General features: G+C 49.9%; 15 protein-coding genes and 2 pseudogenes. 1 reads left to right on the top strand and 16 read right to left on the bottom strand.

The genetic code is table 11. The features are described 5' to 3' along the window. Positions 1 to 7: 7 nt before the first annotated feature. The 6 genes from JCM14374_RS10055 to JCM14374_RS10030 form a co-directional block, all read right to left on the bottom strand. Entirely contained in the window at positions 8 to 1,609 is a 1,602-nt protein-coding gene (locus JCM14374_RS10055) for an O-antigen ligase family protein (RefSeq protein WP_054696806.1), read from the bottom strand. A 17-nt stretch (positions 1,610 to 1,626) separates the two neighbouring features. Then, complete coding sequence (locus JCM14374_RS10050) at positions 1,627 to 2,493, bottom strand: glycosyltransferase family 2 protein (protein WP_054696803.1); 867 nt, start codon at positions 2,491 to 2,493, stop codon at positions 1,627 to 1,629. Positions 2,494 to 2,501: 8 nt separating this feature from the next. Then, entirely contained in the window at positions 2,502 to 3,647 is a 1,146-nt protein-coding gene (locus JCM14374_RS10045; RefSeq protein ID WP_054696800.1) for a glycosyltransferase, read from the bottom strand. A gap of 49 nt (positions 3,648 to 3,696) precedes the next feature. Further along, positions 3,697 to 4,284, bottom strand: a complete 588-nt coding sequence (locus tag JCM14374_RS10040) for a sugar transferase (RefSeq protein ID WP_054696797.1) — start codon at positions 4,282 to 4,284, stop codon at positions 3,697 to 3,699. A gap of 144 nt (positions 4,285 to 4,428) precedes the next feature. Further along, positions 4,429 to 6,897, bottom strand: a complete 2,469-nt coding sequence (locus JCM14374_RS10035) for a carboxypeptidase-like regulatory domain-containing protein (protein ID WP_054696794.1) — start codon at positions 6,895 to 6,897, stop codon at positions 4,429 to 4,431. A 44-nt stretch (positions 6,898 to 6,941) separates the two neighbouring features. Further along, entirely contained in the window at positions 6,942 to 9,227 is a 2,286-nt protein-coding gene (locus JCM14374_RS10030) for an S-layer homology domain-containing protein (RefSeq protein WP_054696791.1), read from the bottom strand. A 303-nt stretch (positions 9,228 to 9,530) separates the two neighbouring features. Between JCM14374_RS10030 and splB the strand changes: the two are divergent. Continuing rightward, a pseudogene (gene splB / locus JCM14374_RS10025) lies at positions 9,531 to 10,552 on the top strand (spore photoproduct lyase). 12 nt (positions 10,553 to 10,564) lie between these two features. On the opposite strand, the gene JCM14374_RS10020 reads toward splB, so the two are convergent. From JCM14374_RS10020 to JCM14374_RS13800, 10 genes and pseudogenes are all read right to left on the bottom strand, one after another. Then, positions 10,565 to 13,060 (bottom strand): PAS domain S-box protein, encoded by a 2,496-nt coding sequence (locus JCM14374_RS10020; protein WP_054696788.1) that lies wholly within the window; start codon positions 13,058 to 13,060, stop codon positions 10,565 to 10,567. 644 nt (positions 13,061 to 13,704) lie between these two features. After that, positions 13,705 to 15,141 (bottom strand): sensor histidine kinase, encoded by a 1,437-nt coding sequence (locus JCM14374_RS10015; protein WP_054696786.1) that lies wholly within the window; start codon positions 15,139 to 15,141, stop codon positions 13,705 to 13,707. Next, positions 15,116 to 15,808, bottom strand: a complete 693-nt coding sequence (locus JCM14374_RS10010) for a response regulator transcription factor (protein WP_054696783.1) — start codon at positions 15,806 to 15,808, stop codon at positions 15,116 to 15,118. The genes JCM14374_RS10015 and JCM14374_RS10010 overlap by 26 nt, the downstream gene beginning before the upstream one ends. 207 nt (positions 15,809 to 16,015) lie before the next feature. Continuing rightward, complete coding sequence (locus JCM14374_RS10005; protein WP_242848961.1) at positions 16,016 to 16,684, bottom strand: SHOCT domain-containing protein; 669 nt, start codon at positions 16,682 to 16,684, stop codon at positions 16,016 to 16,018. A gap of 293 nt (positions 16,685 to 16,977) precedes the next feature. Next, positions 16,978 to 22,149, bottom strand: coding sequence for an InlB B-repeat-containing protein (locus JCM14374_RS10000; RefSeq protein WP_054696777.1), 5,172 nt, complete (start codon positions 22,147 to 22,149; stop codon positions 16,978 to 16,980). Beyond that, positions 22,089 to 22,868, bottom strand: a complete 780-nt coding sequence (locus JCM14374_RS14095; RefSeq protein WP_054696774.1) for an S-layer homology domain-containing protein — start codon at positions 22,866 to 22,868, stop codon at positions 22,089 to 22,091. The genes JCM14374_RS10000 and JCM14374_RS14095 overlap by 61 nt, the downstream gene beginning before the upstream one ends. Further along, positions 22,865 to 23,035, bottom strand: a complete 171-nt coding sequence (locus JCM14374_RS14090; RefSeq protein WP_172674207.1) for a hypothetical protein — start codon at positions 23,033 to 23,035, stop codon at positions 22,865 to 22,867. Before JCM14374_RS14090 ends, JCM14374_RS14095 begins: the two co-directional genes overlap by 4 nt. A gap of 127 nt (positions 23,036 to 23,162) precedes the next feature. Beyond that, on the bottom strand, positions 23,163 to 23,291 hold the full coding sequence (locus JCM14374_RS15350; protein ID WP_278279268.1) for a hypothetical protein: 129 nt from the start codon (positions 23,289 to 23,291) through the stop codon (positions 23,163 to 23,165). A 305-nt stretch (positions 23,292 to 23,596) separates the two neighbouring features. Then, positions 23,597 to 24,778, bottom strand: coding sequence for a hypothetical protein (locus JCM14374_RS14835; protein ID WP_242848956.1), 1,182 nt, complete (start codon positions 24,776 to 24,778; stop codon positions 23,597 to 23,599). Between the two features lie 283 nt (positions 24,779 to 25,061). Beyond that, a pseudogene (locus JCM14374_RS13800) lies at positions 25,062 to 25,325 on the bottom strand (formate dehydrogenase subunit gamma); the annotation flags it as partial.

Raw genomic sequence — 25,325 nt, 5'->3', positions numbered from 1 at the left:
GTAATTGTCAACCCGGCGGCAAGTACCAATCCGAGGCTGATAATATGATACGGAATACGGGTCCGTTTCTGTCCGCACCCCCGTTTTTTACGGTTTTATTATTAACGGATTTTGCTCCGCTACGCCAGCCCAGGACGTGTCCTTGCAGCCCTCCAATAATCGCAAAAAACATAAATGCTACCGCCGGTATGGAAAGGTCGAAATCGAAAGCGCTGTGCAGTCCCGTCAGCATTACAATTATGGCTGCTGCGGCCAGCAAAGACCGATCTTCTCCAGCAGCCTCTCTCCATATTTTATATATGAGCCCTAAAAAGGCAAAACACATGGCCAATAAAGCCATTAGACCAGGTATTCCGGCCTCCAGCAGCGTCTTCAAATAGAAATTATGCATCTCGTTGCAGGTATAGAATTTTGTGGCATATTGATGGTAGAGTAAGCGCCAGGAACCGCCTCCCGCCCCGGTAAAGGGGTAATCCTTAATGATTTTCAGAGCGTCCTTATAGGTAGTGAGCCTTTCCTGTACACTGTGCTCGCCCACCGACAACCGTCCGAATTTATCGGCTACATTCTGGGGAGCGGTATTGGCCGCAGAACCGGTAACCTGATGGCTCATATATAAACTGCCGGCCATGATGAGCAATAAAGATATCAGCCCGGCCAGCAAGGCGCAAACCATTCTTGCCCCCGTACTGGCTTTTTCAAGTGAAGATGATAAACGTGAGGTGTAAAACCAGGCGGCCAGGGCCACTATTCCCAGGCCGCCTAAAAGTATGATAAATGACAGCTCCGGTTGGTTTGAATGCAGAGCACTGTAAACAAACGCGGCTGTGAACCAGGCCAGGGGCAGAGAAAGCACCAGGTGGCTGTAAGCCTTGCCGCGGTCATTAGCGGAGATAAGCAGGAAAAAAGCCGCTGCCGCAATAGGGTATAGTATTACGGTTCCCCGTGACATTGTACCTGCCAGGATTACCAGGAGAAAATAATTGCAGCAGATCGAGACTATAGACCTTATAGGATTAGCCTCCTGGATACCCAGAGCCCAGCCGATCAGCGCAGCGGATGCCAGATAAATGGCCAGGGCGTTGTGATATTGTAACGTAGAGCGAATATGGCCATCTTCATAGGCCCCGGGAAAACTTACCCAGCCCATAGCTGCTCCCCAACCAACCAGTGCCAGCACAATCGCCGCCAGATAAACCGCTGCCAGCAATCGCTTTAAGCTTTTACCATCCTGTGACAGGTTGCGGGCTATCCAATATACCATAAAGCCGGCGAATATTTTCATAATTTCGAGCAGGGCAGAGTGCAAACTGACCGCATTGGTTAGGGACAGAAGATATGCAAGGCCCAGGGCAAGAAAACAGATATCCAGGGCTTGTAATTCCATCGTTTTCCAGTATGGCCGCTGTTCAGCCAGAAATATAATAAAAATCAGTCCTACAAAAAACAAGACCGGTAAAAGCTGTTCAGGGAAAAAGGTTCCTCCCCTTAACAAGGGTGACAGTGTAAGCAGTAAAAATAAAGCCGCCAGGTAAGAACAGCGAATATACCTCCTGGCAGGATTAGCTGCCGGATCTATCTTAATAAGGTTTTTAGTTTGTGCCGGCAAACGTTCACCCCGCCAAATTATAATTCATTATCGCGTTCCTGATGGCTCCACCCGTATATTCTGCCCTTTAATGTCAGGAAATGCATATAAGCCCGCGGCTTTTTCCCCATCAGCAGCCAGAAGAAAGACGCCCCGGCTGGACGAAGGAATTGATATAAAATAAACCAGAGCGGATAGTTAAAATCGCGCACAACCTTGCCCAGGCCCGCGCCATAGCTGTAAGCCCGCCGCAGAGCCCGTTCGTCAACCTTTTTCACCGGTTGGGGATGTCCCACGATAATGGCGGGTTCATAATACAAGCAGAAACCCTTGCGCATAGCCCGCAAGGGATACTCCACATCCTCGGCCGCCCCCCAGGGAGTCCCTGAACCCACGCCCAGGCTCTCATTGAATAATCCGGTAGATTCAACCAAATGCCGTCTAAAAAACAGCACACTGGTGTTGCACATGGTCCAGACACTATATTTATCGGGCTTTCCCCGGCGCCGGCGCGGGAATTTCTTCATGCTGGGACGCCCAGCTTCATCCAGCGCCAGACCAATTATACCGTCAAATTCAGGATGGCGGTCAAATTCTTGTTCTACCCGCTGCAGCAACCCCGGGGGGTACCAGCAGTCATCATCAGGAAAAGTGATTATTTCGCCCTGAGCCTGTTGTATTCCCAGGTTGCGCGCTCTTGACACTCCCCGCTTTTCGGTACGAATATGCTTGATCTCAAATCTGTCGCTGAAAGAATTAAGCATAGGAATAAGTCTCTCATCCGGGTTCTGATCCACTACGATCAGTTCAAAATCCATATAATCCTGATATTCCAGCTTACTAAGAAACCTTTCCAGTTCGCTGGTCCTATCAACGGTTGCCGTTATCAGTGAAATCTTCGGCATACCACCTGTTACACCCCCGCGCTGAGATTAGCCAGGGCATTGTACCTGGTTTTAATATAAGCATCAATTTTCTCGGTAAAGATATTCTTATTAAAACGCAGCGTATTGTTGTGCAGGGCTTCCCGGCGGAACAACCCCTCCCAATCCAGGTACCGGCGAACCGCAGCCTCCAGCGCGGCTGCGCTTTGTTCCTGGTAAAAGACGCCGGTGGCCGTTTCCCAGTTATGACCGTCAGCCGGGATAACGGTTTCGGTTACCCCGCCTCGCCCATAAGCTATTACCGGAGTCCCGGCCGCCTGCGCTTCAACCGGTACGATGCCGAAATCCTCTTCAGCCGCAAATACAAGCGCCCGCGCGGAACCGAGCAGCGCAGCCAGTTCCCTGCCTTCCTTCCAGCCCAGCAATTCAATGTTTTTCCCCGCCAGACGGCGGCAGGTATTCATTTGCGGCCCGTCACCGACCACCTTCAAGGGCAGTCCCAGTTTTTTAAAGGCTTCAATAACCACAGGGGCTTTTTTGTAAGGGACCAGACGGGAAACAAATATAAAATATGATGACTTGCCTTTATTCCCGCCGAACATCTGCAAATCCACCGGGGGATAAACCACCTCGGCCTTGCGGCGGTAGGCGCGCCAGATGCGGCCGGCGGTATAATTGGAGTTGGCGATAAAATCGTCCACCCGGCTGGATGAATGCGCGTCCCACATTCGCAGGTAGTGTAAACCCAGGCGGGCCAGTTTGGCTTTGACCCCCTTTTCCAGATTATGATCGCGCAGGTATGAATGAGTCATATCCCAGGCGTAACGCGCCGGGCTGTGGCAGTAGCAGATATGTAATTGATCCGCCCTGGTCAACACCCCTTTGGCAGCACAAAAACTGCTGGACAGAATCAGATCATATTCGCAAAGGTCTAAACTTTCAACCGCCAGGGGATAAAGCGGCAGATAGCGGCGATAGTTTTCTTTAATCCCGCGTTTTCCCTGCAGGAATGAAGCCTGGACCTGCCCGGAAGCAAAGCCCATCTTTTCAACCAATTCAGGGTTATAGAACAGCGTATATAAGGGCGCCTGGGGAAAAAGCCGGTGCATGGCTTCCAGGCACTTTTCCGCCCCGCCCTCTGTTATGAGCCAATCATGAACCAAAGCCACCCGCATAATAACACCCGTTTCTTTAGAGTAATCAATTTCCCTTGTATCGCTATGATTAATAAGCTCCCCGACCGTAAATAATCGTCGGCAGGGTTTGCAGCATTATAAACAGGTCCAGACGTTGCGAGCGGTTTTTCGCATACCAGGCATCCATTTGCAGGCGACACGCAAAATCTATCTCATTGCGTCCCTTCACCTGCCAGAGTCCGCTTAAACCGGGCAGCACCGACAATATGGTTTCAGCATATTCACCCATGCGGTCCTTTTCAGTAACCAGGTAGGGACGCGGTCCGACCAGGCTCATGTCACCTTTTATGACGTTAATAAGCTGCGGGAGTTCGTCCAGGCTGAAACGGCGCAGCCAGCGGCCAAGTGGGGTTACGCGGGGATCATACTTCAGTTTGGCGTATTTATCCCATTTTTCTGTGGACCCAGGGTTATCCAGCAAGTATTGTTCCAGAATACCAGGCTGGTCCCAGTACATACTGCGAAATTTATAACAGACAAATACTTGTCCCTTATAGCCCAGACGATGCTGCGCAAAGATCGCCGGGCCAGGAGACCCCAGTTTGATCAGCAGTATGATAGCAAATATAAAAGGCAAGCCCAGCAACAACATAATACCGGCCAGGCTCCTATCCAAATAGCGCCAGCCAGGGCTGGCGCTATGGCAGTATATATTTCCGATTTAATATTTTGCCCATCATATAAGGAAGACTCATTCTGGCAATCCAGACCACCACAAACAAGACGGGGCATTTTAATTCATCCCCTATCAACCGCTCACCTACGGTGTGAGCATCTTAAACAGATGGGCTTTTGAATCCTGACCAATAAACGCTACATAGGGAACACCACCATCGACGTAAAACTGCAGTTCGCCCGCGGTTTGGGCAAAGGCCGGTTCTCCTACCGCTTCCCAGACTTGTTGAGCATTATTATAGTGAAGAACCGTAATCCAGTTTTGTGAGTCTGTAAAACATAGATAAGGGCTATCGTTATACATGAAAAGCCTTACTATACTGCTGCCGGTAAAATTGCCCGCCGCAGCCGGGGATAAATCGTTCCAGGCACCGTCTACATATTTTGCCACCCGCAGACCGCCGCTGTCGATAAAGGCGAGATAAGGAGTACCTGTGGAGTCGAGACGCAGTGAAAGCTTTGATGTTTTATCATTTATTGAATAGGTTCCATAAATACAATTTAGCTCTCCCCAGGCAACCATGTCTCCATACACGTCAGGCAGCGATTTTTTCACATGGACCTGCCCTGCGCTGTCAATATAGGCTATATACATAATACCATTTGAACAATTATAATCCATGGATAAACCCTGCAAAGCCTCGGTTCCCTCATAGAAGAACTGTTCAACATGGTACCCATTTCTTGCGAAAGGTTGCCAGCCATCTTTGCCATGTTTAACAGTTCCGTATACATACCCTCCGACCGTGTCCTCAAAGGCTGCCAGGGGATAACGGTTGTTATCCAGGCTGAATTGCAGGAACCGGGCGCTGGTGCCTGTATATCCCCCGTAAAATGATTCCCAGTGATCATAGTTGTAAGACATCAAGTTGACATGCTTATCGTTTGTTATAAAGGCACATTGCAAAATACCGTAACTGTCAAGGCCCAGACCGGTTTCACTGACCGCTAAACCGGTAAATCCAGGATTGCCCACGGCTGCCCAGGAACCTGAGTTGAAATCTTTCACTGTAGCCTTGCCGCCATATTCCCCTGAAAAATCGCCATAGGCCACAAACGGCTCTCCGGCGCATGCTGTCAGGGACAAAGCGCTGGCATTACCGTTAGACACTCCGTTTGCACCGCCTAATTCGATCCAGGGCCGGCAGCTGTCGATAATGATGTCACATACACCCTGGTTGCCGGCCCGGTCTACCACCAGGTAAGCGGGAATTACAAAGTCTTTATTTATCAAGGCAGAGCCTTCACTGGCGTTATACGCAAATGTCATACTGTTGCCGTCCAGGCTGATAGTTGGTGTCCCCAAAGACCCGGATAAAAATGTTATCCAGTTGTTGCCAGCGTTTGTATTGCTTTGTATTATGGTGAAAACATTATGCCAGCTCTGATCGGACAATGGCCCGCCGGATGCTGTCAGAACGCAAGGGGTGCTGCGTTCGATTTTGTTGGGGGCGTTAATGGTTATTCCTGTCGGCGATTCGTTGTCCAGAGTCATGGAAGCGTTAGCGGTTATGGTTTGGCCCGCAGCTGGCTTGGCAGTCTGGTTCGACGCGCTGTACCCCGGCAGGTTAAACCTGACCAGAAGAGCATCACTGCTGGTCTCTAAGATACTGGGTACGTTTATACAATAATAACCATTTGTATCGGTAATGCCCGCATTCACAACTTCCTGCGGCATGGAAGAAATCACTGCGCTTACGTGAACGCCGGCCAGGTTCTGACCGTTATTGTCTTGAACCGTCCCGGTCAAAACCGCGCCGCCGGTAATCGTCAATTCCAGTCTGTCCTCTATAAGGACCCCGCCGACCTTTATATCTGTTAGCGTACTGCTACTACCCGTAAAGGCTGTATAATATACGCCGCCCGAATATGCAGCAAAATACCAGAACGGGGCCTGTGCGAAACTGATTGGACCAACCCCGTTTACCACCGCGCTGAACTGGTCGGCATCCAGTCCGCCAACAGGAGATCCCTGGGTGTCCTTGACGGTAATCTCGATATACCCGGTCCCGTTTTCATTATCTCCCGAACCAGAGACACTGGATTTTGCTGGATCAACCGCACCGCTGGCTCCCACATGCACAGTGACTACATCCTGGTCATCGTATGGGGTACCATTAACACCTACCCTTAAGTAGACAGAATAGTCATAACCCACCGGCAGTTCGAGCGGAGTCAGGTCCAGGGTCCATTGACTATAGACCGCTCCTGTTACACTGTCATTACTAAAAGGCCCTATTATACAATTTTCGTTGCGCTGCAGGATGTAGGTCTTGCCGTGAATAGCGCCTGTAACCGGATTTCTCTTGGGCTTAACCCACCGGTTCAAGGTATCGTTGTGAATGAACACCCCGCCGCCGACTACGATGCCTCCTCTGCCATCGGTGGTTCCGCGTATTTCTGTCAACTGCGCCACCGAATCGCCTGGATATGTAATTTGACCATAAGTTACAGGTTCTTGCTGGCCACTGCTGCCGCTGACATTCTGCCCGCCGATATTGGAGGTTATCCCTTCCTTGACCGTCCAACTGGCCGGAGTCTGGGCAATTGTCACCCCGCTGGCATTAATGCTGGCACTGGTTATTTGCCCCGCACCGCCTACCTGTACATTGCTGGCGTTGACCTCCAGGCGCTTACGGTTACTCCGCTTGCCAAGTTAAGGCTCGTGCCGGTCGCGGTCTCAGCCAGTCTTATCTGGCCTATCGTACCGCTCTCTACCTCGATGATGAGGCCGGGAGACGCAATATTTATGCTGGCAAAATTGCCGCTTAATACTATCCTGGTCCCTTCCGGCAGGGACAGGCCGGTTAAGATATTAGAAAAGCCCGTACCGGTAAGGTTGCTTTCCTCTGCCAGGATCGCTCCTGAATTGAGGGTCAGGTTTCCGATCGCGGTGCTTCCGCTTACGACTATACGTACGCTGCTGCCGGTTTTTTGTACCAGAACGGTATTGATCTGGCTGTCTGCAATATTTACGCTGCTGCTTCCGCCGCCGTTTACCGTGGCTGCCCCCTGTACTTTTACATTGTTCAGGGTGACATCGCCTTCGCCTATACCGGCAGCCAGAACCAGGTTGCCGGTGATTATCAGGTTCTGCAGGGTAACCCCGGGCACATTGACAACCACCGTTCCGGTAATAGTCTGTACGGATGATGCGCTCTGTCCTCCGTAGGTTCCGGCAGTATTATAGGCAATATAGCTGCTGGAATTGCTGGAATCGCTGGAATTGCTTAAATTGCTTAAATTGCTTAAATTGCTGTTGGTGTTATTAGTGACGCCGGCTTTGTCTACCGCACTTATTAATGATTTGGCTGCTTCTTCATTCAGTTTGGACTGTATATCCTCTTTCAGTTTTTCAATTACTTCCGGTCTTAGTTGTATGCCGCTTGCTTTCAAGGCTTCGATTACGGTCTTAACCGTGGTTTCGGCCTGTTGTTCCACCGTCTGGCTGTCATCTGTTTTTACCAGGACTTCGGCGGCTTTGTTGGTATCTACCAGCAGTGCGGTATTGACTACCCATTCCTGCTCCCTGGCAAAGGCTGCTTTGTCGGCTTCGCTCATCGCGGCGGCTTGACTGGGCGCGCCTCCTTGACTGCCGATGCTGCTGCTCTGTCCTCCGCCTAATGATGTTAAGCCTCCGCTGCTGCCGCTTAGTTCAGCGCTGCCGGTAAGGCAGGATACGTCACAGGTTCCGTCAGGGTTTACGCTGACTTTTATGAAGGTTCCTCTTACCGCGGCTACGCCCCAGGGCATATCTACTTTTACTTTTACCTTTTTCTTTTCCGCGGTCTGGTACCAGGGCTGGGTGTTGTCTGCTGCAGCCAGTTGGGTTAATGCTTCCCGCGAGGCAAATATATGTGATATACCCGCTTGTTTCTTTTCTTTTTCATTTTCGGTCTTTGTAGACAGGGCTCCGAACAGGGTGCCTTTGTTTAAGTCAAGGTTTAAGAATTCTACGGCTGTTCCCGGGGTTCCGTCCTGCTTTATGTAGTTCTTGCCTTCGGCTTTTTTGATTGCTATTTCACTGTTTTCTTCTATCAGGGTTCCGCTGCCGTCGGGATATATTATCCTGGCTCTGCCGTCACTGCCGGTTTTGATTATGTCTGCTTCGCATATGGTGGTGTCATTTTTCAGGTTCTGGGTTTGATTGTTTCTGGTCAGGGTTACTTGCCCTTTTATCTCGGTCAATTTTCCGGTTAGTTTAACTTGATTCAGGCCGGGGTCTTTGGTTAAAAGTATGGCTAATGCCCGCGCCAGGCTGGCGCGGGTCATATCGGCTTCGGGATGGATCTGTTTTCCGTCTTTGGTGGTTTCTATCATCTTCAGAGCTATCGCGGTACCCATATCTTTGGCGGCCCAGTGCTGGTTGTTCATATCCTGAACAGATGGCAGCTCAGCTCTTTCTTTCTGGGTGCACAATCGCATGATGAGGCTGATGCCCTGGGCGCGGGTGAGCTTTTCTTCGGGTTTGTATGTGCCGTCGGGGAATCCTTTTATGTATCCGGCTTTAACCGCGGCGTCAACATAGGGAGCTGACCAGTGAGCCAGGGACACGTCTTTGAAGGTTTGGTTATTTGCGGCCGGGGTTTTCAGTGCGGCGGCTTTGCAAATGACTACCGCAGCCTGGGCGCGGGTGAGCCCTTCGGCGGGATGGTAGCTCCCATCGGGAAAGCCGCTTATAATGCCTTTTTGGGATATGTACTTTATGAAAACCGTATCGGGGTCGCCTGGTGCCACATCATTATACGGCGGCACCAATCCCGCGGCTTTGGAAGCAGGAGCGGGTTCGCCCGCGGCCATAGCTATTACCCCAATATTAAATATTATTAAGGCTATTAATATGGTTATAAAGGATATTTTTCTCGCTGTTTTGATAACAATCATCTCCCCCTGTTTAATGTCTTTTTTCGGGTGCTTAAAGTACCATCTTTATGCAATTAACCTGATAAATGGGATAATGTCTGCTTCCGGCAAGTCACAATATTACTTGACTACAATCCTTTTAAAGGCATTTACTGTATATGGTTTCTTATCCAAGCAAAATCAGGCATACCAATCCGCAGTTTATCTTTTCTATAAAAACTGCTTTAATTCCTGCTTCATAATATTTTTATTAATTACTCTCCGGTTTTTTTAGGTGGTAAATAGGAAGAATAAAGATAATCGCGCGAGGAGGCTTAATGAGAGATGTTTTTACCTCACAGAGTGGTATTTGAAGAGGCGGCCCTGGAATATCCGCTGGGACAACAAATATGGCAGCGTTTTAAATCAGATTCCAAGGCCAGGCTGGAAGTACTGCAAAAGAGACAAAGAATAACCGGGACGCGGGGAGCGTCACCTGCCGAAGCATATACAGAGGGAAAAAGAACCCTCATCATCGGAGTACGCAGGACACTGGATTTTCAAAGCTGCAGGCCATCGGCTCATTTTCAGCTTCCCCTGGTTTCGGGATGCATGGGCCAATGCGAATACTGCTATCTTAACACCCATTTCGGCAAAAACCCATATGTCAGGGTTTATGTGAACCTGGATGAAATATTGGCACAAACGAAACAATACATTGAACAAAGAAAGCCTGAAACAACCGTTTTTGAAGGCGCAGCCACTTCCGACCCTGTTCCGGTCGAACCTTATACCGGCGCCCTGGCTGAAACCATTGGATTTTTCGCCGGGCAGGACCACGGCAGTTTCAGGTTTGTCACAAAATATACTGATATAGAATCACTCCTTACCATCGAGCACCGGGGCAGAACTACGATTCGTTTCAGCATAAATTCAGACCATATTATTAAAAGTTATGAACACGCCGCCCCCTCTCTGGTTAAAAGGTTGGAAACAGCACAAAAAATCGCCCGGGCCGGCTACCCCATGGGCTTTATTATCGGTCCGGTAATCATTTACGATGGCTGGAAACAGGATTACCAGGAGATGTTTAATCTGCTGACCCAATATTTAAGTGCATCAGAACCCCAAAACCTGAGTTTTGAGATCATTTCCCACCGTTTTACCGCCAAAGCCAAAAAAATCATTGAAGCAGTATACCCGCATACCGATCTGCCATGGATGAAGAACAGCGCAGCTATAAATACGGTCAATTCGGTTATGGAAAATATATTTATCCCCCGAAGCATATGCAGGAAATCAAGGATTATTTTACTGATAGGGTGGTTACAGGGTTCCCCCGTGCAGACCTCAGCTATATTATTTAGGATGTTTATATATTATCCCTGGGCAGGTACCTTAAACCTGATAACCATTTCCGTTCCCCATGGACCTGAATATGGCCTGATACTTGCGTCATGACGGGCGACGATACTGTAACAGATAGCCAACCCCAGGCCTGTGCCTTTCTCCTTGGTGGTTATAAACGGGGTTCCTATTTTATCCAGCACCTCGCCGGCGATACCATGCCCTTCATCGCGTACCGACAAAACCACTTCCTCCCCCTCCAGGCAGGTGCTGATGTAAATAACACCGCCCTCATCCATCGCTTCCAGGCCATTTCTCACCAGGTTCACCAGTAATTGCCGTATTTCTTTTTCATCCAGCAGCAATTCGGGTATTTCTTTTAAATCCCGTTCTATGAACTTGTCGGCCAGTAAGGCGTCGGCTTGCAGGAGCGGATATAAAGCATCAATAATAGTATTCAGGTTGTGCAGGTGAAGGTCAACCAGCTTGTTCTTGGCCAGCGAAAGAAACTCGCTGATTATGGAATTAGCTCGCTCCAGTTCTTCAATCATAATATTGAAATAGGACCTGTACTCAGCAAAATCGTCATTCTGCCCCATAATCTGCAGAAAACCCTTAACCGTTGTCATGGGGTTTCTTATTTCATGCCCGATGCCCGCCGCCATCTCTCCGACTGTATTAAGCTGGTCCAGCCTGGCCATCTCTTTCTCCATTTTACGGTGTTCGGAAATATCTTCAGCCAGAAGCATAGCCCCATGAACCATACCATTATTGATTATGGGCGCGCTTTTGATTCTTACCAGCACTTCCTCACCATTCTTCCCGGTGATAGGTGTCTCAAATGTCCCTGACTCACCCTTTTCCAGCCGGCTTTTGACCTGCTGTTCAGCAATACCCCTGTGGGAATCGGGTATTAATTCGAGCACGTCTTTGCCCACTATTTCACCCAATATTTTAGAACCGTTGCTATTAACAAAAGTAATTATACGTTTGGCGTCATAGGTAATAAATATTTCATTCATGTTGTCTATCAAGTAGCTTACGTAATCAAGCTGTTGTTTAAGTTCCATCTCACTGCGCCGCAATCGCGCTTCGCTGGCAATTAATGCTTCAATAACCCTTTTCCTTTCGCTTATATCGCGGGTGGTAACCAGCAGTTCCTGTTTTAGATCGAGATCTTCAAACATTTTTCCGATCGATTCTGCCCAGATATAACTGCCATCTTTCTTCCTGAGCCGGTATTGAGCCTGTCCTGATCCTTTGGCAATAGCCTTTCTGGCAGCCTCCTGTACAAAACCACGGTCGTCAGGATGGACAAATTGCAATAAGGCCCGCCCGGTTAACTCTTCTTCTGAGAAACCTAAAATGGTCATATTGGCTGGGCTGAGATAAGTGCATCGAAAATTATGGATATCAATTGACATAATCATATCTTGAGCCGTATCAGCTATTAAGCGGTATTTTTCTTCTGACTTCTGCCGGGCCAGTTCAGACTGCATAAGTTCGGTTATATCCCGGGTTATTAATAATACATCGCCCTGGTAGTCTCCGTCATGTATAACCTTGCCTATGGCCTGCAGCCAGATATATCTTCCGTCTTTAGTGAGCGAACGATAGTTGGCAGTGCCGCTGCCTTTTTGGATTCCTGCTGTCAGTGTTTTCTCCACCATTGGTTTATCATCAGGATGTACATGCGCAAAACAATTTTGCCCGGTTAGTTCTTCAACCGTATAGCCTACTATTCTTTCATGTGATGGACTTACGTATTTATAGTTAAAGGTATGGCGATCCATAATTATGGTCAAATCATAAGCGTTTTCCGCTATCAGCCGGTATTGAGCCTCTGACTTTCTTAGTTCCTCTCTTTCATGATGTTCTCTTTTAATGATGCTCAGCCAGTGTTCAGCTTCCCACCTGTCATTGCTTGTTTCGATAAACTGTTCATCAATGATGCTGGATACGTTGTGATAAATGTTTCCGTCTATAATGATAACGGGATGGCTGATAATAGCATATTTCAACAACTGGGGTTCGGTTTTCCACCGGTCATACTGGCATAAGGCCATGCAGGGATAATGGGGAAACAGCTGGCTGTTCATGCGGGAATTTACCTCAACCAGGTTATTCCAGGGTTCACAGCCCAGTCGCGTATAGATTGATTCACCGGTAAACCTGACGGCTGGATAACCGTCCGCAACGGCTTTTTCGATAAAGCTTACATAGAAGGCAAAGACTTGATCCAACCTTTTGCTCTCGTTTTCGTGGGGCAGAAATCCTTTATGGGCAATTATTAATTGTCCTGATTCTTCAAAACTGTCGGCATCTATGCCATTGTCTTTTAGAGCGTCCAAGATCATCTGCCTGGTTCTATGATTAAGACCGTAAACACATCTTTCACCCCGTTTTAAACCCAGGGTAATATACGGTATAACTGTATTGCGCCATTCATCCTCACTTTCATATATTAAACATGCATGATCATGAATCCGCAGTCCGCCGACACCATTGCTATTGAATCCTAATAACACAACATTTCCCCCGCAGAATATTATTTTAGCGATCTTTTTTAATGCCATAATATATAAATATAGCTATAATTGTTATGATTGTGTTATTTTCGCCAATCTTTGTAATAAACCTCTTTTATCGTTAAAATAATAAAGACTTTGCTTATTCGATTAATGATCGACAGCAAAGTCTTTATCTTTATTTAATTATTCAACTTGCGCAGTTGATATATCATGTGCGGCCAAGAACACAAACTTTCCGGTATTTTCATTGTTACGCAAACTATGTATTTGTCGCTGCGAGGAGCGCAGAGACGCGGCAATCTTTCCCATCCCAATGCTTTTCTTTTATCCTGGCACAGGTTATATTCCTGTAAAAATTGTGAGTGCGGCAAAGCAATCCACCCCTTACCATAATATTTTAGATTGCTTCGCTGCGCTCGCAACGACAGGGCGATTCGTGAATCGCCCCTGCGCTAACTGCGGGATAAGACACAATAAAGTGTTTAACCACGGATAAACACAGATTAAACACTGATATACACAGATATTTTAACTCTTGACTTAAATGCCGGCTGACGGCGGGATAAAGCGTTATGATTGCCTTAACCAAAGCTGCTTTTACTGTACATAATTAATCACCGCAACGTTGGGTTAATAACTTATTATAGTCCTTTCTGCGGCAGGGTAAAATAAAAAGATGCCCCCTCTCCCGGTTTGCTTTCAACCCATATTCTCCCGCCGTGCGCTTCTATATAACTCCTGGCAATAGCCAGCCCCAACCCGGTTCCTCCGGCATCGCGGCTGCGATCCTCATCAACCCGGTAAAAGCGTTCAAAAATATGGGGAAGGTGTTCTGGACTAATGCCCGCGCCATTATCCTGAATCATAAAAACCACCGCGTCTGGCCTGACTGAAATGTTCAGTTTAATAACCGCTTCCCGAGGCGGGGTGTGCCGCATAGCATTGGTGAGAAGATTAATCAAAATCTGGGTAAGGCGCTGCCTGTCGGCTCTTATTACCTGAAAATTATTATCAACTTCAGTCGCAAAGCATATCCCTTTTTCTTCCATAACCAACCGCAGGGGCATAATGCTGTCTAATATCTCTTCCACCCGAATTAATTCCAGATTTATTTTTAGAGCGCCAACTTCGGCCAGACCGACCGTTTCCAGGTCTTTTACCAGTCTGGTCAGACGGATAATCTCATCCACCAAAGCGCTCTTCATTTCATCATTCAGAACAAGGCTGCCAGCCTGCAACCCCTCCAGGTTTCCTCGTATAATACTTAGCGGGGTCCGTAATTCATGAGCAATATTCACCATCAAGGCATTACGATTTTGTTCGTGTTCATTGAGCTGCATAACCATCTGGTTAAATTCTCCGGCCAGCTGGGTGAACTCCCGGTCACCATGGTATTCAACCCTTACTCCCAGGTTTCCCCTGGCAACCTCATGGATGGCTGATGACAGAGCATTAATCGGTTGGGTCATGCGCCGTGCCAGCAGCAGGCCAACCAGGAGGGCCAGGAGGGCGAACACCGCGATACTGTCCGCCATCTTGGCGCGAATATCCGCCAGGTAATTGTTTTCCAGGCTGCTGATACCGCCCTTCAAAGGACTAAAAACATAAATAATGGCAATGGTTCGCTTATCTTTATATACCACCGGATACTTTGTATAATCCTCTTTTGAAAAGCTGTTACTGGAACCTGAGCCATTCAATTCTGAATCCGCCAGAATCCTGCCGGTATTATCGGTTATTATTACCCGGCGCATGGTTGACAGCATCATGCCGGGGCCGGATCGGTTCATCCCCTGACCCATCCTGCCCTGCCCGTTCATAGGATGTCGTCCCGAGAATACTACGTTTTGTAAACCTTCCAGGGTCCCGTATTGATCATAGTAGTCCAGTACCAGACCGGCATAACGGCTGCCCATATTAAAACCGAAACGGTCCACATAGGCGGCAAACTGATTCTTGCTTATATAATACGCAATCAGGCCTGATGACCCGGCTGAAATTACCGCCACTAATATTATTACGATGGTTATGCGGCTGGTTATCCCGGTACGGTTAGTTTCCGTCTTTTTCTTCCACAAGCTTGTATCCCACCTTGTAGACAGTTTTAATACTCAGATTGATTTGCGGGAAGTTTTCCATCTTGCGCCGCAGGTTGTTAATATGCGTATCAATGGTGCGTTCATAGCCTTCATAAATATCGCCGTAAACCCGTTCCAATATCTGCAAACGGGTAAAAACCTGTCCCGGGCTTTCAACCAGCATAAGCAGTATCTTAAACTCGGTAGTGGTCAAAGGCATAATTTCGTCTTTTACACTGGCTTCAAAACGAAGTATATCAATGTTTAAATTGCCCAGATTAAGACCCGGTTTTTCAGCCAGGTTGGTTGTACGGCGCAAAACCGCTTTTATCCTGGCGCTTAGTTCCCGGGGAGAAAAAGGTTTGGTAATATAATCATCCGCTCCCATTTCCAGTCCCAGCAGCTTATCAATTTCTTCTACCCGCGCCGTAAGCATTATCACCGGGGTGGAGTCATGGCTGCGGATTTCTCTTAATACCTCAAAACCTGATTTTCCCGGCAGCATGATGTCGAGTATGACAAGATCCGGCCGCTTCTCTTTCCACAAAGCTACCGCTTCGCTGCCATCGCGGGCCTGGATGGTCTGAAAACCATCAGCATTCAGATGAGCTGTGAGCATTTTTCTTAAGGCCTCATCATCCTCAACTATTAACAGCAGATTACTCATTATCATTTCCTCCCGGAAAAACTTGCCTGATGTTAAAACAGTGCCAACGCGTCCATGATACCATTTTACCGTATTCGGCGGCTATTTTCACCCGCGCCCGCAGCCTGCGGCCATATTTGGTTATGCTAGACACCCGAAAATATATCCCCAAAATCTGATAGACCCGTGCAGAACACGAGCCTATCGCAAGAGTTTTTATACCATATTTTATTTAAGATTCGGACACACCCCGGAACAATTCATTTGGCCTTTGAAGCCGCCCATTCCTCGGCCTTTGCCGCCCATTTTTCCCTGCCCGTTTTTAGGGCCCTGGCTGGCTATCATTTTATCGTATTCGTCCTGGGTGATAGTGCCATTGTCGAGCAATTCCTGCAGAGCTGCTTTTCTGAGTTCCTGCATTTTGCTGGCGCGTTCTTCTTGGCTTAGTGAAGAAATATCATTTTGAACAGCCTGTATTTTGGCCCTGATCGCTTCTTGTACGGTTTCTCTTTTCTTCATTTGGACGAACTGTTCCTGAGTAATCTTGCCGCTGTCCAGCATTTCCTGCAAACGGGCCGCTCTAGCTTCCTGCATTTTGGCCTGTAAAGCGGTTTTGTCCACCCCGGCTGCTGCAAGTATGTCACATAGTCTGGTACCGGCCTGAAGCGAAGCCTTTAACTCCTCTACGGTCTTGCCGGTCAACTCCGCGGCTGCGTCCAGATTAGGTCCGCCAAAACCCCTCATGCCTCCTCCGGGACCTCGCATCTGATACCCAGTTCCAGCATTAGCTGGCTGGCTGCTGTTACCCGCAGTCGCCATAGCCGGAATAGCATAGAACGCCGCCCCTGCCGCCAGGAATCCCAGCAGCAATAACGCTATCAGTTTATGGTTCCGCATCTTTGTCAATGAAATCGCCTCCTTGTTTTTTGCTTCATTGGCAGTTTAACAACAATATTTCAATTTGGTTTCAAGAAATTATCAAGATTTCTGGTTAATAGGCATGGAGACTGCCGCAAACGGAAAAAGGCGGGGAAATAAATCCACGGTTCAATAGGGAAACTTATTGAACCATACCCCAAACCAATACGGAAGGTAAACAAACGAGGCGCTTCATGCGAAGCGCCTCATTTGCATCCCGCTATATTTGCTTAATATTTAACTCTGTTTTCCCAAGCAGGTTATGCAGCGCCTCAAGGAGAGTGTATCTGAACATTTGCCGCCGGAATCCAGACGCCTTCTGTTTCAATGGCAAAGGTATAATAGTCGCCTGTTGAGCTGTCTGTCAAAAGTCGGATTGACGCGCCGCCCAAATCGTAGTCATCCGGCACGGTTATACCGCTTACGGCGCTTATGGCCGCGCCCCCGTCTGCCGTCAGCTTGATTTGCGAAGCTCCGGAGAATGCGGCGTCTCCGTCAATCCAAAGACCTTGCCCGGCTGCAATGGTCACATTGGAAGCATCGACCGCAAATCCGCCAAGAATTCCTGCCGAGCCGTCACAATTCATGCCCAAAACGCTGTTTTGAATTTCTAGGCCAATCGGCCCCAACATGAATCCGCCACCGTCTGAGGCAATGGCAACATCGGAATACACGAAGCGGCACACGGACTGCTTCCCTTCGCCCACATCTGCGCTCAGCGCGTATATTGAGCCCATATCGATGTCTTCGCCTCCTGCCGCGTCTATTGCCAAATCCAGGGTATCAAATGTCAGGCTGTTCGAGGCGTAAATCGCCTTACCCCCTGAAGTGACGATACGCAGCGAGTCTTCGGTTTTTTCCGTACCGGCAAATCGGGTGGGACGCTCAATGCGCATGACATGCTGAGCTTCATCTGACGACAATGTAATCTCGAAAGCGCAATTCCCCCTAATGTTGACGGTCAACGGGCTGCTGCTTTCCCCAACATTTATGCTGTCAAAATACTCTTTGCTGACCGAGATGTTCAGATTATCGAAGGTAACGGAGTTTGTCGCGCCGTCAATGTTCACGTATACGTCGCTGCCTGTTCCGCTGAAGGTCAGCCCGTCTCCCGTAATCGTAAGGACGGGAACAGTAGTTCCGTCAAACGTTTCGACCATTTCGTAGGTGTAGCCGGAGATGCTGCCCACACTGATATCCTCGGTCACTTCGCCGTTTGTTACTGTGATCCCGGCCTCCGGCAGCGTCGAGCCTTTCGGAACTGAACGGTAGTTTGCCGTATATGTGCGGTTGCCGGTAACAGCGTCTCCCGCATTCAGCGGTGGAGACCAGCCTGTAAACTCATACCGGAAATATTCGTTCTCCGCTTTGGTCGGATCATCGGGAGGAATGATTACAGCGCCGTAATGATAGGTCTGTGTTATGACAGCCGAACCGCCCTCAAAGCAGCCGCTGCCAGCGTCAAAGGTGACAGTGTACTCGTTTTCGACCTGTCTGTACTTCGCGGTAATGGTCATGTCCTGTGTGAATATCTCCGGGAGAGCTTCCGACCAGCCGTCGAACTCATAATGGTAATCGGAATTGCCCCCGGGAGGCGTGGGGTCGCTTATGCTGCCCGAAATATTCGTATCCTCTCCATATTTGCCGGTAAAGGTTTTTGTATCCGTGCCGTCGGGGAATTTACCATTTCCGGCGCTTACCGTTACGGTATACATCCTCTCGGCTGGCGTGTAGACCGCAGTATAGGTCATATGCTTTTGGATGACGACAGTATCGGTCGGGCCGTAGGTTTTTCCGTCCTGATCCTTCCAGCCTGCCAGCGTATAGGTGTACTGGTTATCTGCGGCCTTAACAGGGGTGAACGAGGCCAAATCCAGGCGCGTACCGTAAGTGACCCCGAGGGAAACGCTTGTGCTTCCGTCGGAAAACGCGGCTCCCTCTCCGGCGTTGAAGGCGGCGGTGAACTCCTGGCCTGGAGCGACGACCCAAACTGCGTTCCAGGTCTGGATGCCCTGCTCGTCTTGAGAGTAGTCCACGTCCCACCGATGGAATTTGTAGAGCGCGCCGTCCTTTTGCACCGGTTGGATCGTGAGGGCGTTATTGGCGTTCTGGAAGTCCTCCACATACTTCAGATAATCCGAATAGGGAATCATACCGGAGTCGGCTTCAGTACTGCCATCGGCAAAGGCTCCCATATCCGTTTTGAATATGATCCGGCGCTGTTTGAATTCGACAATAAGGTTGTAATAGGTATCCTGTGTGGCCAGGGGCAGCCTGTCATAAGCGTAATCCGCCGCGTTAACGTATCTGTGGCTCCATCCTAAAATCGTACACCCGGGATAGCTCTTTTGGCGCGGGGGCAATGGTGTAGTGCCGTAATTAAACAAGTATCCTTCACTGAGATACATTATGTTGAATTTCTGCCCATAAGCTGTGTATTGCATTCTTGGATAATAGAACGTGATGTTTACCCGGGCAGTGTCATACTCCGCCATATTGTGGAACATGACGGGCATTGTTTTCTGGTTTTCGTTAAACTTCTCATTACATTCCTCCAGCGTGCCGGTAAAGGTATAGACAGGCTGCGTTTTGTCGTAGCCTGTAACAGTCAGGTTGCATGCCCACGCACTATAGATTTTTAAGTTTGTCAGCGGCTCGCTGCTCGTTGCCGGGTAGCTGTAATTAATGTACGTGTAATCCTTTCTCATCCAATCCTTAAAAGTGCGTCCCGGGCCCGGCGACTGATAACCTGATGGAACAGGCGGCGTATCGCCGTTTTCGGCGGCATATACCTCATAGTGCCATTGCCCGTTATGGAGGTATATATAGGATATCAGCACCTGCTTCTTCGTCATATTCACCACATAGGTAGCATCCTTCCAGATGGCTTCATTCCAGTCGCCTGTATAACCGGTTACTTCAGCTTCCTGATATCTGAGCAGACCTTCTATGGGGTTGGTCCAGGCAGACAGGTCGATGCCGCCCGGGACAGTACCCGCAAGCACGAGCTTTTTCGTCTCCCCAACCTTCTCCCCGTCCATATTGACCACATAGGTTGCCGTAACGGGGCTCAGGTTGACAGTTTTGGGGTCAATAGAGGGATCGATCCATATGAGCTTGATCTCATTATAGGTGTAGCCCTTTTCCCGGCTGCTGAAGCAGAGGTTGTCTCCGCCGTAATAAACCTGCACCGTGGCGTCCAGCCGCTTGGTGCCTGCCGCAACATAGACGTTGTAATATGTTTTCCCAAAATATTGCGGCCGGACCTGAATATGATTCTCATCAAGCCAATCGATCATCCACGGGTTGGATATTTTGAAATAAAATTTACTGAGCTTGGAATAGTCGCCCTTGACCACTTGACCGGTGGTGAGGTCGAGCATTTCGCAGTCCAGCAGGCCGCTGTTGCTGATATAGCAGTCGTTCTGGTTGATGATCACGGACTTGCCGGCGTTCTTGAACCTGTACAGCACATACCGGTTGCCCAGGGTATAGAAAGGTAATTTCTTATCCAGTACGGAAAGTTCCGCCTTTACATTGAAATACTTCGACTCGGCGAAGATTTTCAGTTCAAAATAGATGCCTACTTCCATGTAGACGCCGCCGTTCATGTTGATGTCAGGATTGCCTCCGGCTTTGACTAGATGAAGCTGCAAAAAGCCGTACAGGTCCATATAAGCGCCCGCTTCTCCGGTAAAGCCCACTCTGCCGAGGGATTCAAGGCCATAGAAATTGACGCTTACGGTAAGCCTTACGCCGGCCTTGACTCCCAGATAGCCCGCGCAGTACAGGTCTAGGCTTTGCCTGCCGTCGCCTTCAAGCCCGTACCTGTACGTTTCCAGGTCCTGGCTCGTGCCGCCCCTGATGCCTATGCGGCTGGCGGACATGATGGTGCTTTGTGCCGACAGCCCCACCGCAAGGTTCAGCCTGACGACAAAGTCGCCCTTCTCTTTAAACTGCAAAACGGGCGTCGGCATCTTGACATCCTGCGACTCCTCGAAAATATTGACCTCCACCAGGTCTATGTAGTCGCCCTTCGAGCCCAAAACCTCCCTGATGATTTCGGGGACGTCGGAATTGTCCTTCGTAAAGCCGTCGATAAGCTTCTGGATCTCAGCGGTGATATCCAGGTACTCTTCGTCTACGTCGACTGTCTTGACAAGGACGTTGAATTCCACATCCGTCTGCGAGTAAGCGTCGATCCAGGCGTCAAAATAGATCCCCTGTTCGAGATTCAGGCCGGCCTTCGTTCCCTCCGAAAGGGTAATGAACTCCTTGAAGGTAAAGTCGGCCTTCACCTGGACTTTCTTGATTGTCGCATTGTAGTTGAATTTTATTGTCAGCACGACCCAATTGTTGTCGACCGCGCCGGGGAAATTGGTATTTCTAGCCGTGCCGACTGACGCGGTGACGGTTAATCCGGAAACCAGAGCATTGGCGGTAATGGAAAGCTTATCATTGTTTTCTGTGGGCTTGGCAAATGGCGAGGAGTAACCGGACAAGAGTGTCTCTGCCGACCCGGCCGCGTCTTTCGATGAGAACAGAGCCGCCACCGTCTGGCTTTCGTTGAGCGCCACCGCCAGGAGCCTGGTAAATTTCATCGTGCCCTCGCTGTTTTTCACGTCCCGCTCAAGCTTCTTTAAATCAATGGATCTGGCTATTTTCTCCGGATCTACGCTTTGCTGCACATAAACGTCAAGCTGCTTATAAACGTCCTCCACACTGCTGGCTTCGGTAAACAGCATGACTCTCTGCGGGTCTGTTGAATCCGTGTTTACAATGCTCAGTATATTGCGAATTTTGGAATTTTCGTTTAGAACTCCCTGCCCGTTTGCATCAAGCTCGTCAGTTAAGCATATAGTTGTTCCAACCGCGATCCCTTTGTCGTCGGCCAAAGCCTTCGGGAGACTATACACACCGCTGCCGATCACATTTACCTGACTCCAGAGAAGATATACGATGCCATCCTTGAATTTAACGTCATAGGTTTCGGGCTTTTTAATGCTGAAGGCTATGGTGCGGACTTCCTGTTTTTCATTGTAGAAGCTTAAGTTTGTGTCTATTAGGGAAAGCTCGTAGGTGTCGCCGGGAGTGTAAGTGTAGGGCGCCCTGGGCGAAACGGCATAAACGTTTCCACCCCGGCTTGTTACGGTAACGTCAGGGATTTCATCTCCGTTAACCTTATCCTTAATTGTTATGTACTTATCCAGATTGCCGTCGTCGATGGGTTCCGGAGACAAAATCTCGAATGTTATATCATCTTCGCAGTCCGGCAGAAATTTGACCGAATCGACGTATTCCTTATAGTTGTAGTCCCTGTCGGCATAAGACGCGTAAAGGGTCATGTTCTCGGTGATGGGGGTGTCGGAAAAGAAGGCTTGGGTCAGACTGCTGTCGGTATACCAGCCCGTAAAAGTGCAGTCGTCCTTGAGGGGGATCGGCACATCCGGAGCTTGCCTCCCCGGGGCACAGAAACCGTAGCCATTGCGGTGCCGCCATTGGTTTTAAAGGAAACTGTCAGGAAATCACCCGAGCTTGAGCCGGAAGCGGAGGAGGAAGCGGAGGAGGAACCGGTGACAGACGTGACAGGTTGTTCATCGGCAGGTTTGTTGACCACATTATCCGCAAACCTATGCAGCATCGCCGCAAGCTCTGCGCGTGTGGCGTTTCCCTGCGGGTCAAACAGCATGCCGTTATCCCCAGGCTTGCCCGTGATGACGCCGATCATGCTACACCACACGGCGCCTTCCAAAGCCCAATCCGAGATTTTGTCCCTGTCGGCAAAGCGGGGGCCGCCTGCTGCTTCGTCGGCGGGGCCCTTTCCGATCAGCCTCGCATATCTAAGAAGAATCGCCGCCGCCTGTTCGCGCGTGACGTTATCGTGCGGAGCGAAACGGTTGCCGCCCACGCCTCTGATTATACCGTTTGCCGCCGCCCACGCCACCGCGCTGCCGTACCACGAGCCTTCAGGCACATCGGTAAAAGCGTTGGGCAGGCCGGAGACATCCGGGCTGCCGGCAAGACGGTACAGAACCGTGACCAGCATAGCCCGGGACATTGGCATATCGGGACTAAACTGCGGCGATTCCGCGCCGGTGCCTGTCATCAGGCCGCTGGTGTAAACAAAGCCTACATCATCAAAAAACCAGTCGCCGGGCTTCACGTCCCCAAACGGGTTATCAAACCTAATTGTGCCGCCGTTTGTATTGGTGGAAGACTGCCGGCCGGATTGCCGGAAGTACCGCCTGCAGTCGCAGCGGAAAGCTGTGCGGGTGCGGCTGAACCGCTGTGGGCCAACATATTCACCGGCAGCATGGTGATTGCAAGCATAACGCACAGCAACAGGCTAAAGACTCGTTTTTGCGCCGTCTTCATATTCTCATGACCACCTTGTATTGGACTATGATAAAACAATCATCCTTTGTTTCCATATCATTCTCTTTGCTCCTCACCTGATTTAGGTTTGCGCCGCAGCGCCTCGCACATGCAGACGCCGATGGGGTCGCAGGGCGTCTGCTCCCGGTAAAACCAGCCGCAGCCGCCGCAGTCGCTGGGGGGCGGCTCCCCTGGAACGCCGGGCTTGCAATGGGGGCAGCTCTCCTGCTCCGCCGTAGCAAAGGGACGGCCCTCGCCGGTATACTCCGGGCGTTCCTCAAAGTCGGGGTAGGCCGGGTAGCTCTCCTGAAGCTGCTCGTCGTACTCAAGGTAAACGGGAAACTCCCGGCCTCCCGCCCGGTACACCTTATATGGTTCCTTTTCCGGGCGCATCCGTTCACGCTCCTTCGCAACAGGGATATAAAAAACCCCTATGATAGCTTTTCATTGCTATCATAGGGGAACCTTCATTTTATAGGGAGTGACTTTTCACCCTCAAAAAGTCACGTTTTTTACTTATATAATGTATTTTGCAAGCTCCTCCCGGCCGGATATATACAGCTTTTCGTAAATCTCCAGCATGATGTTTTTGAGCCTGCCCACGGAAATGCAGTGCTGCCTGGCAATTTCGGCGTAAGGGACGCGTTGCGCCACAAGCCGGGCGAGGTGATATTCCCGCAGGGTCAGCATCAGTGTGATGTTATCCTGCGTGAATTGGTTGTGAAAAGCGATCCAGTTTTTCCATGTGCGCTCCCATTGCCCGAGAATCGCGTCACGGCAGGAGGGAAACTCCCGTTCCAGACACTGCTCAATCAGACCTCCCAGCGCGGTAACGAGCTCCGCAAAGGGAGTGATAAAGCCGTGGGGCAGGGCGAGGCGCATGGCTTCCAGCAGCCAGCGCCGGGCCTCGTCGTCGCGTCCAAGACAATGGCAGGCGACGGCGCAGGACACCCGCAGATAAATATCGGTTGTCGTGAATCCCTGCGGCTGTGCGGATAGGGTCAGAGCGGTCTGCGCCACGGCCAGCATGGCGTCATACTTATTTAAACAGTGAAAATACTTCGCGCGCAAATAGAGGGCATTCGGCTTCGCCTGTGGAGCGAGGGGGCTGAAATCCCCTTCCTTCAGCCAGTCCGGGACCATGTTCGGTGCAATGATGCTCACGGCGGCGGTGGCCAGGGCATGCTCCGCGATAGCCGCTGTGATGCTGCCTTTGTGGACTTCCACGCATTTTTTAAGATAAGCCTCAATCTCGGTGTAGGCGGTGTAATCCCCCAGGCTAATGGCCGCCGCAATCGTTACCGGACTGGCACGAAGCCGCGCCGCGTCGTCCCCCCGGGTTCTCTGAAAGCAGGCCATTGTCGCTTGAAAATCTCCCCGCAGGTAGGCGATTTCACCCTCGTATTGGAGCCGCATCCTTTCTTCGTTCACGGTGTCCAGGACCGCGTCCGGATTGTCGTGGGGCATGGCGCCGGCGGTAGCCGCCAGGAGATGGGCAAGGTCGTCCGAAAGCGAGGTCTGGGGAGCCGGCTGCTCACGGCGCCGTTTATCGGCAGGCCGCTCGGCATGCTCCGGTATCAGCCACAGATTGCCCCTTTTGACAGCGCCCTCGATTCTGTTTTCCGCACAGTATAAGGTAACAATCCGGGTGCCCAGCCCCCATTTCTCCGCGGCCTCCTTCACGGTCAGATAAAGCATACCGTCCACCTCCTTCATCCTGTAATGATACAATCTATATACTACTTTTTATTTGTATATTGCAAATAAAAGAAATATACAAGAGTCATTTGAAAATAACCTGTTATTCACTACCGTGATATCGGCATCGTCTGCGCATTTGCCGAAGAAGCCGAGAAGATAGCCGGGCAACGGCAAAGGCAGACAGCCTAATTTGCTGTCTGCCTCACCTAAACCCACGGTTCATAAAATGTCCCTATGGACATACGCTTAAAGCTTCCCCGCCTTTTAGAATCCTGCTCAATCAATTGGCATCCTGTTTTTGCCCATAGGTCTCCTGGTACCATATGGCATGGTGGTGCTTAGCCCAGTCTTCTCTGACGGTGCCTTTCCACATTCCCCAGAAGGATTCGCCTGAACCGGGGTGGAAGGAACCCAGGTAGCCGTGCATACATACCATGCAGGTGGCAAAGATCATAGCCAGGTCGTGAATAGGATAGGCTGCCCGTACCAGTCCCGCCGAGAAAAAGGACGGGAACCACATGATATAGCCGGAGATTACCAGCAA

Source organism: Syntrophomonas palmitatica JCM 14374, assembly GCF_001311885.1.
In the GTDB taxonomy this organism is placed as follows: Bacteria; Bacillota; Syntrophomonadia; order Syntrophomonadales; family Syntrophomonadaceae; genus Syntrophomonas_A; species Syntrophomonas_A palmitatica.
This window is presented reverse-complemented; position numbering and strand designations above follow the sequence as displayed.

Excerpts from the sequence above, each read along its gene's own strand:
- JCM14374_RS10050 (WP_054696803.1), bottom strand. The coding sequence starts at position 2,493 with ATGCCGAAGATTTCACTGATAACGGCAACCGTTGATAGGACCAGCGAA.
- JCM14374_RS10045 (WP_054696800.1), bottom strand. The coding sequence starts at position 3,647 with ATGCGGGTGGCTTTGGTTCATGATTGGCTCATAACAGAGGGCGGGGCG.
- JCM14374_RS10030 (WP_054696791.1), bottom strand. The coding sequence starts at position 9,227 with ATGATTGTTATCAAAACAGCGAGAAAAATATCCTTTATAACCATATTA.
- JCM14374_RS10010 (WP_054696783.1), bottom strand. The coding sequence starts at position 15,808 with ATGAGTAATCTGCTGTTAATAGTTGAGGATGATGAGGCCTTAAGAAAA.
- JCM14374_RS10005 (WP_242848961.1), bottom strand. The coding sequence starts at position 16,684 with ATGCGGAACCATAAACTGATAGCGTTATTGCTGCTGGGATTCCTGGCG.
- JCM14374_RS14090 (WP_172674207.1), bottom strand. The coding sequence starts at position 23,035 with ATGCTTGCAATCACCATGCTGCCGGTGAATATGTTGGCCCACAGCGGT.
- JCM14374_RS14835 (WP_242848956.1), bottom strand. The coding sequence starts at position 24,778 with ATGCTTTATCTGACCGTGAAGGAGGCCGCGGAGAAATGGGGGCTGGGC.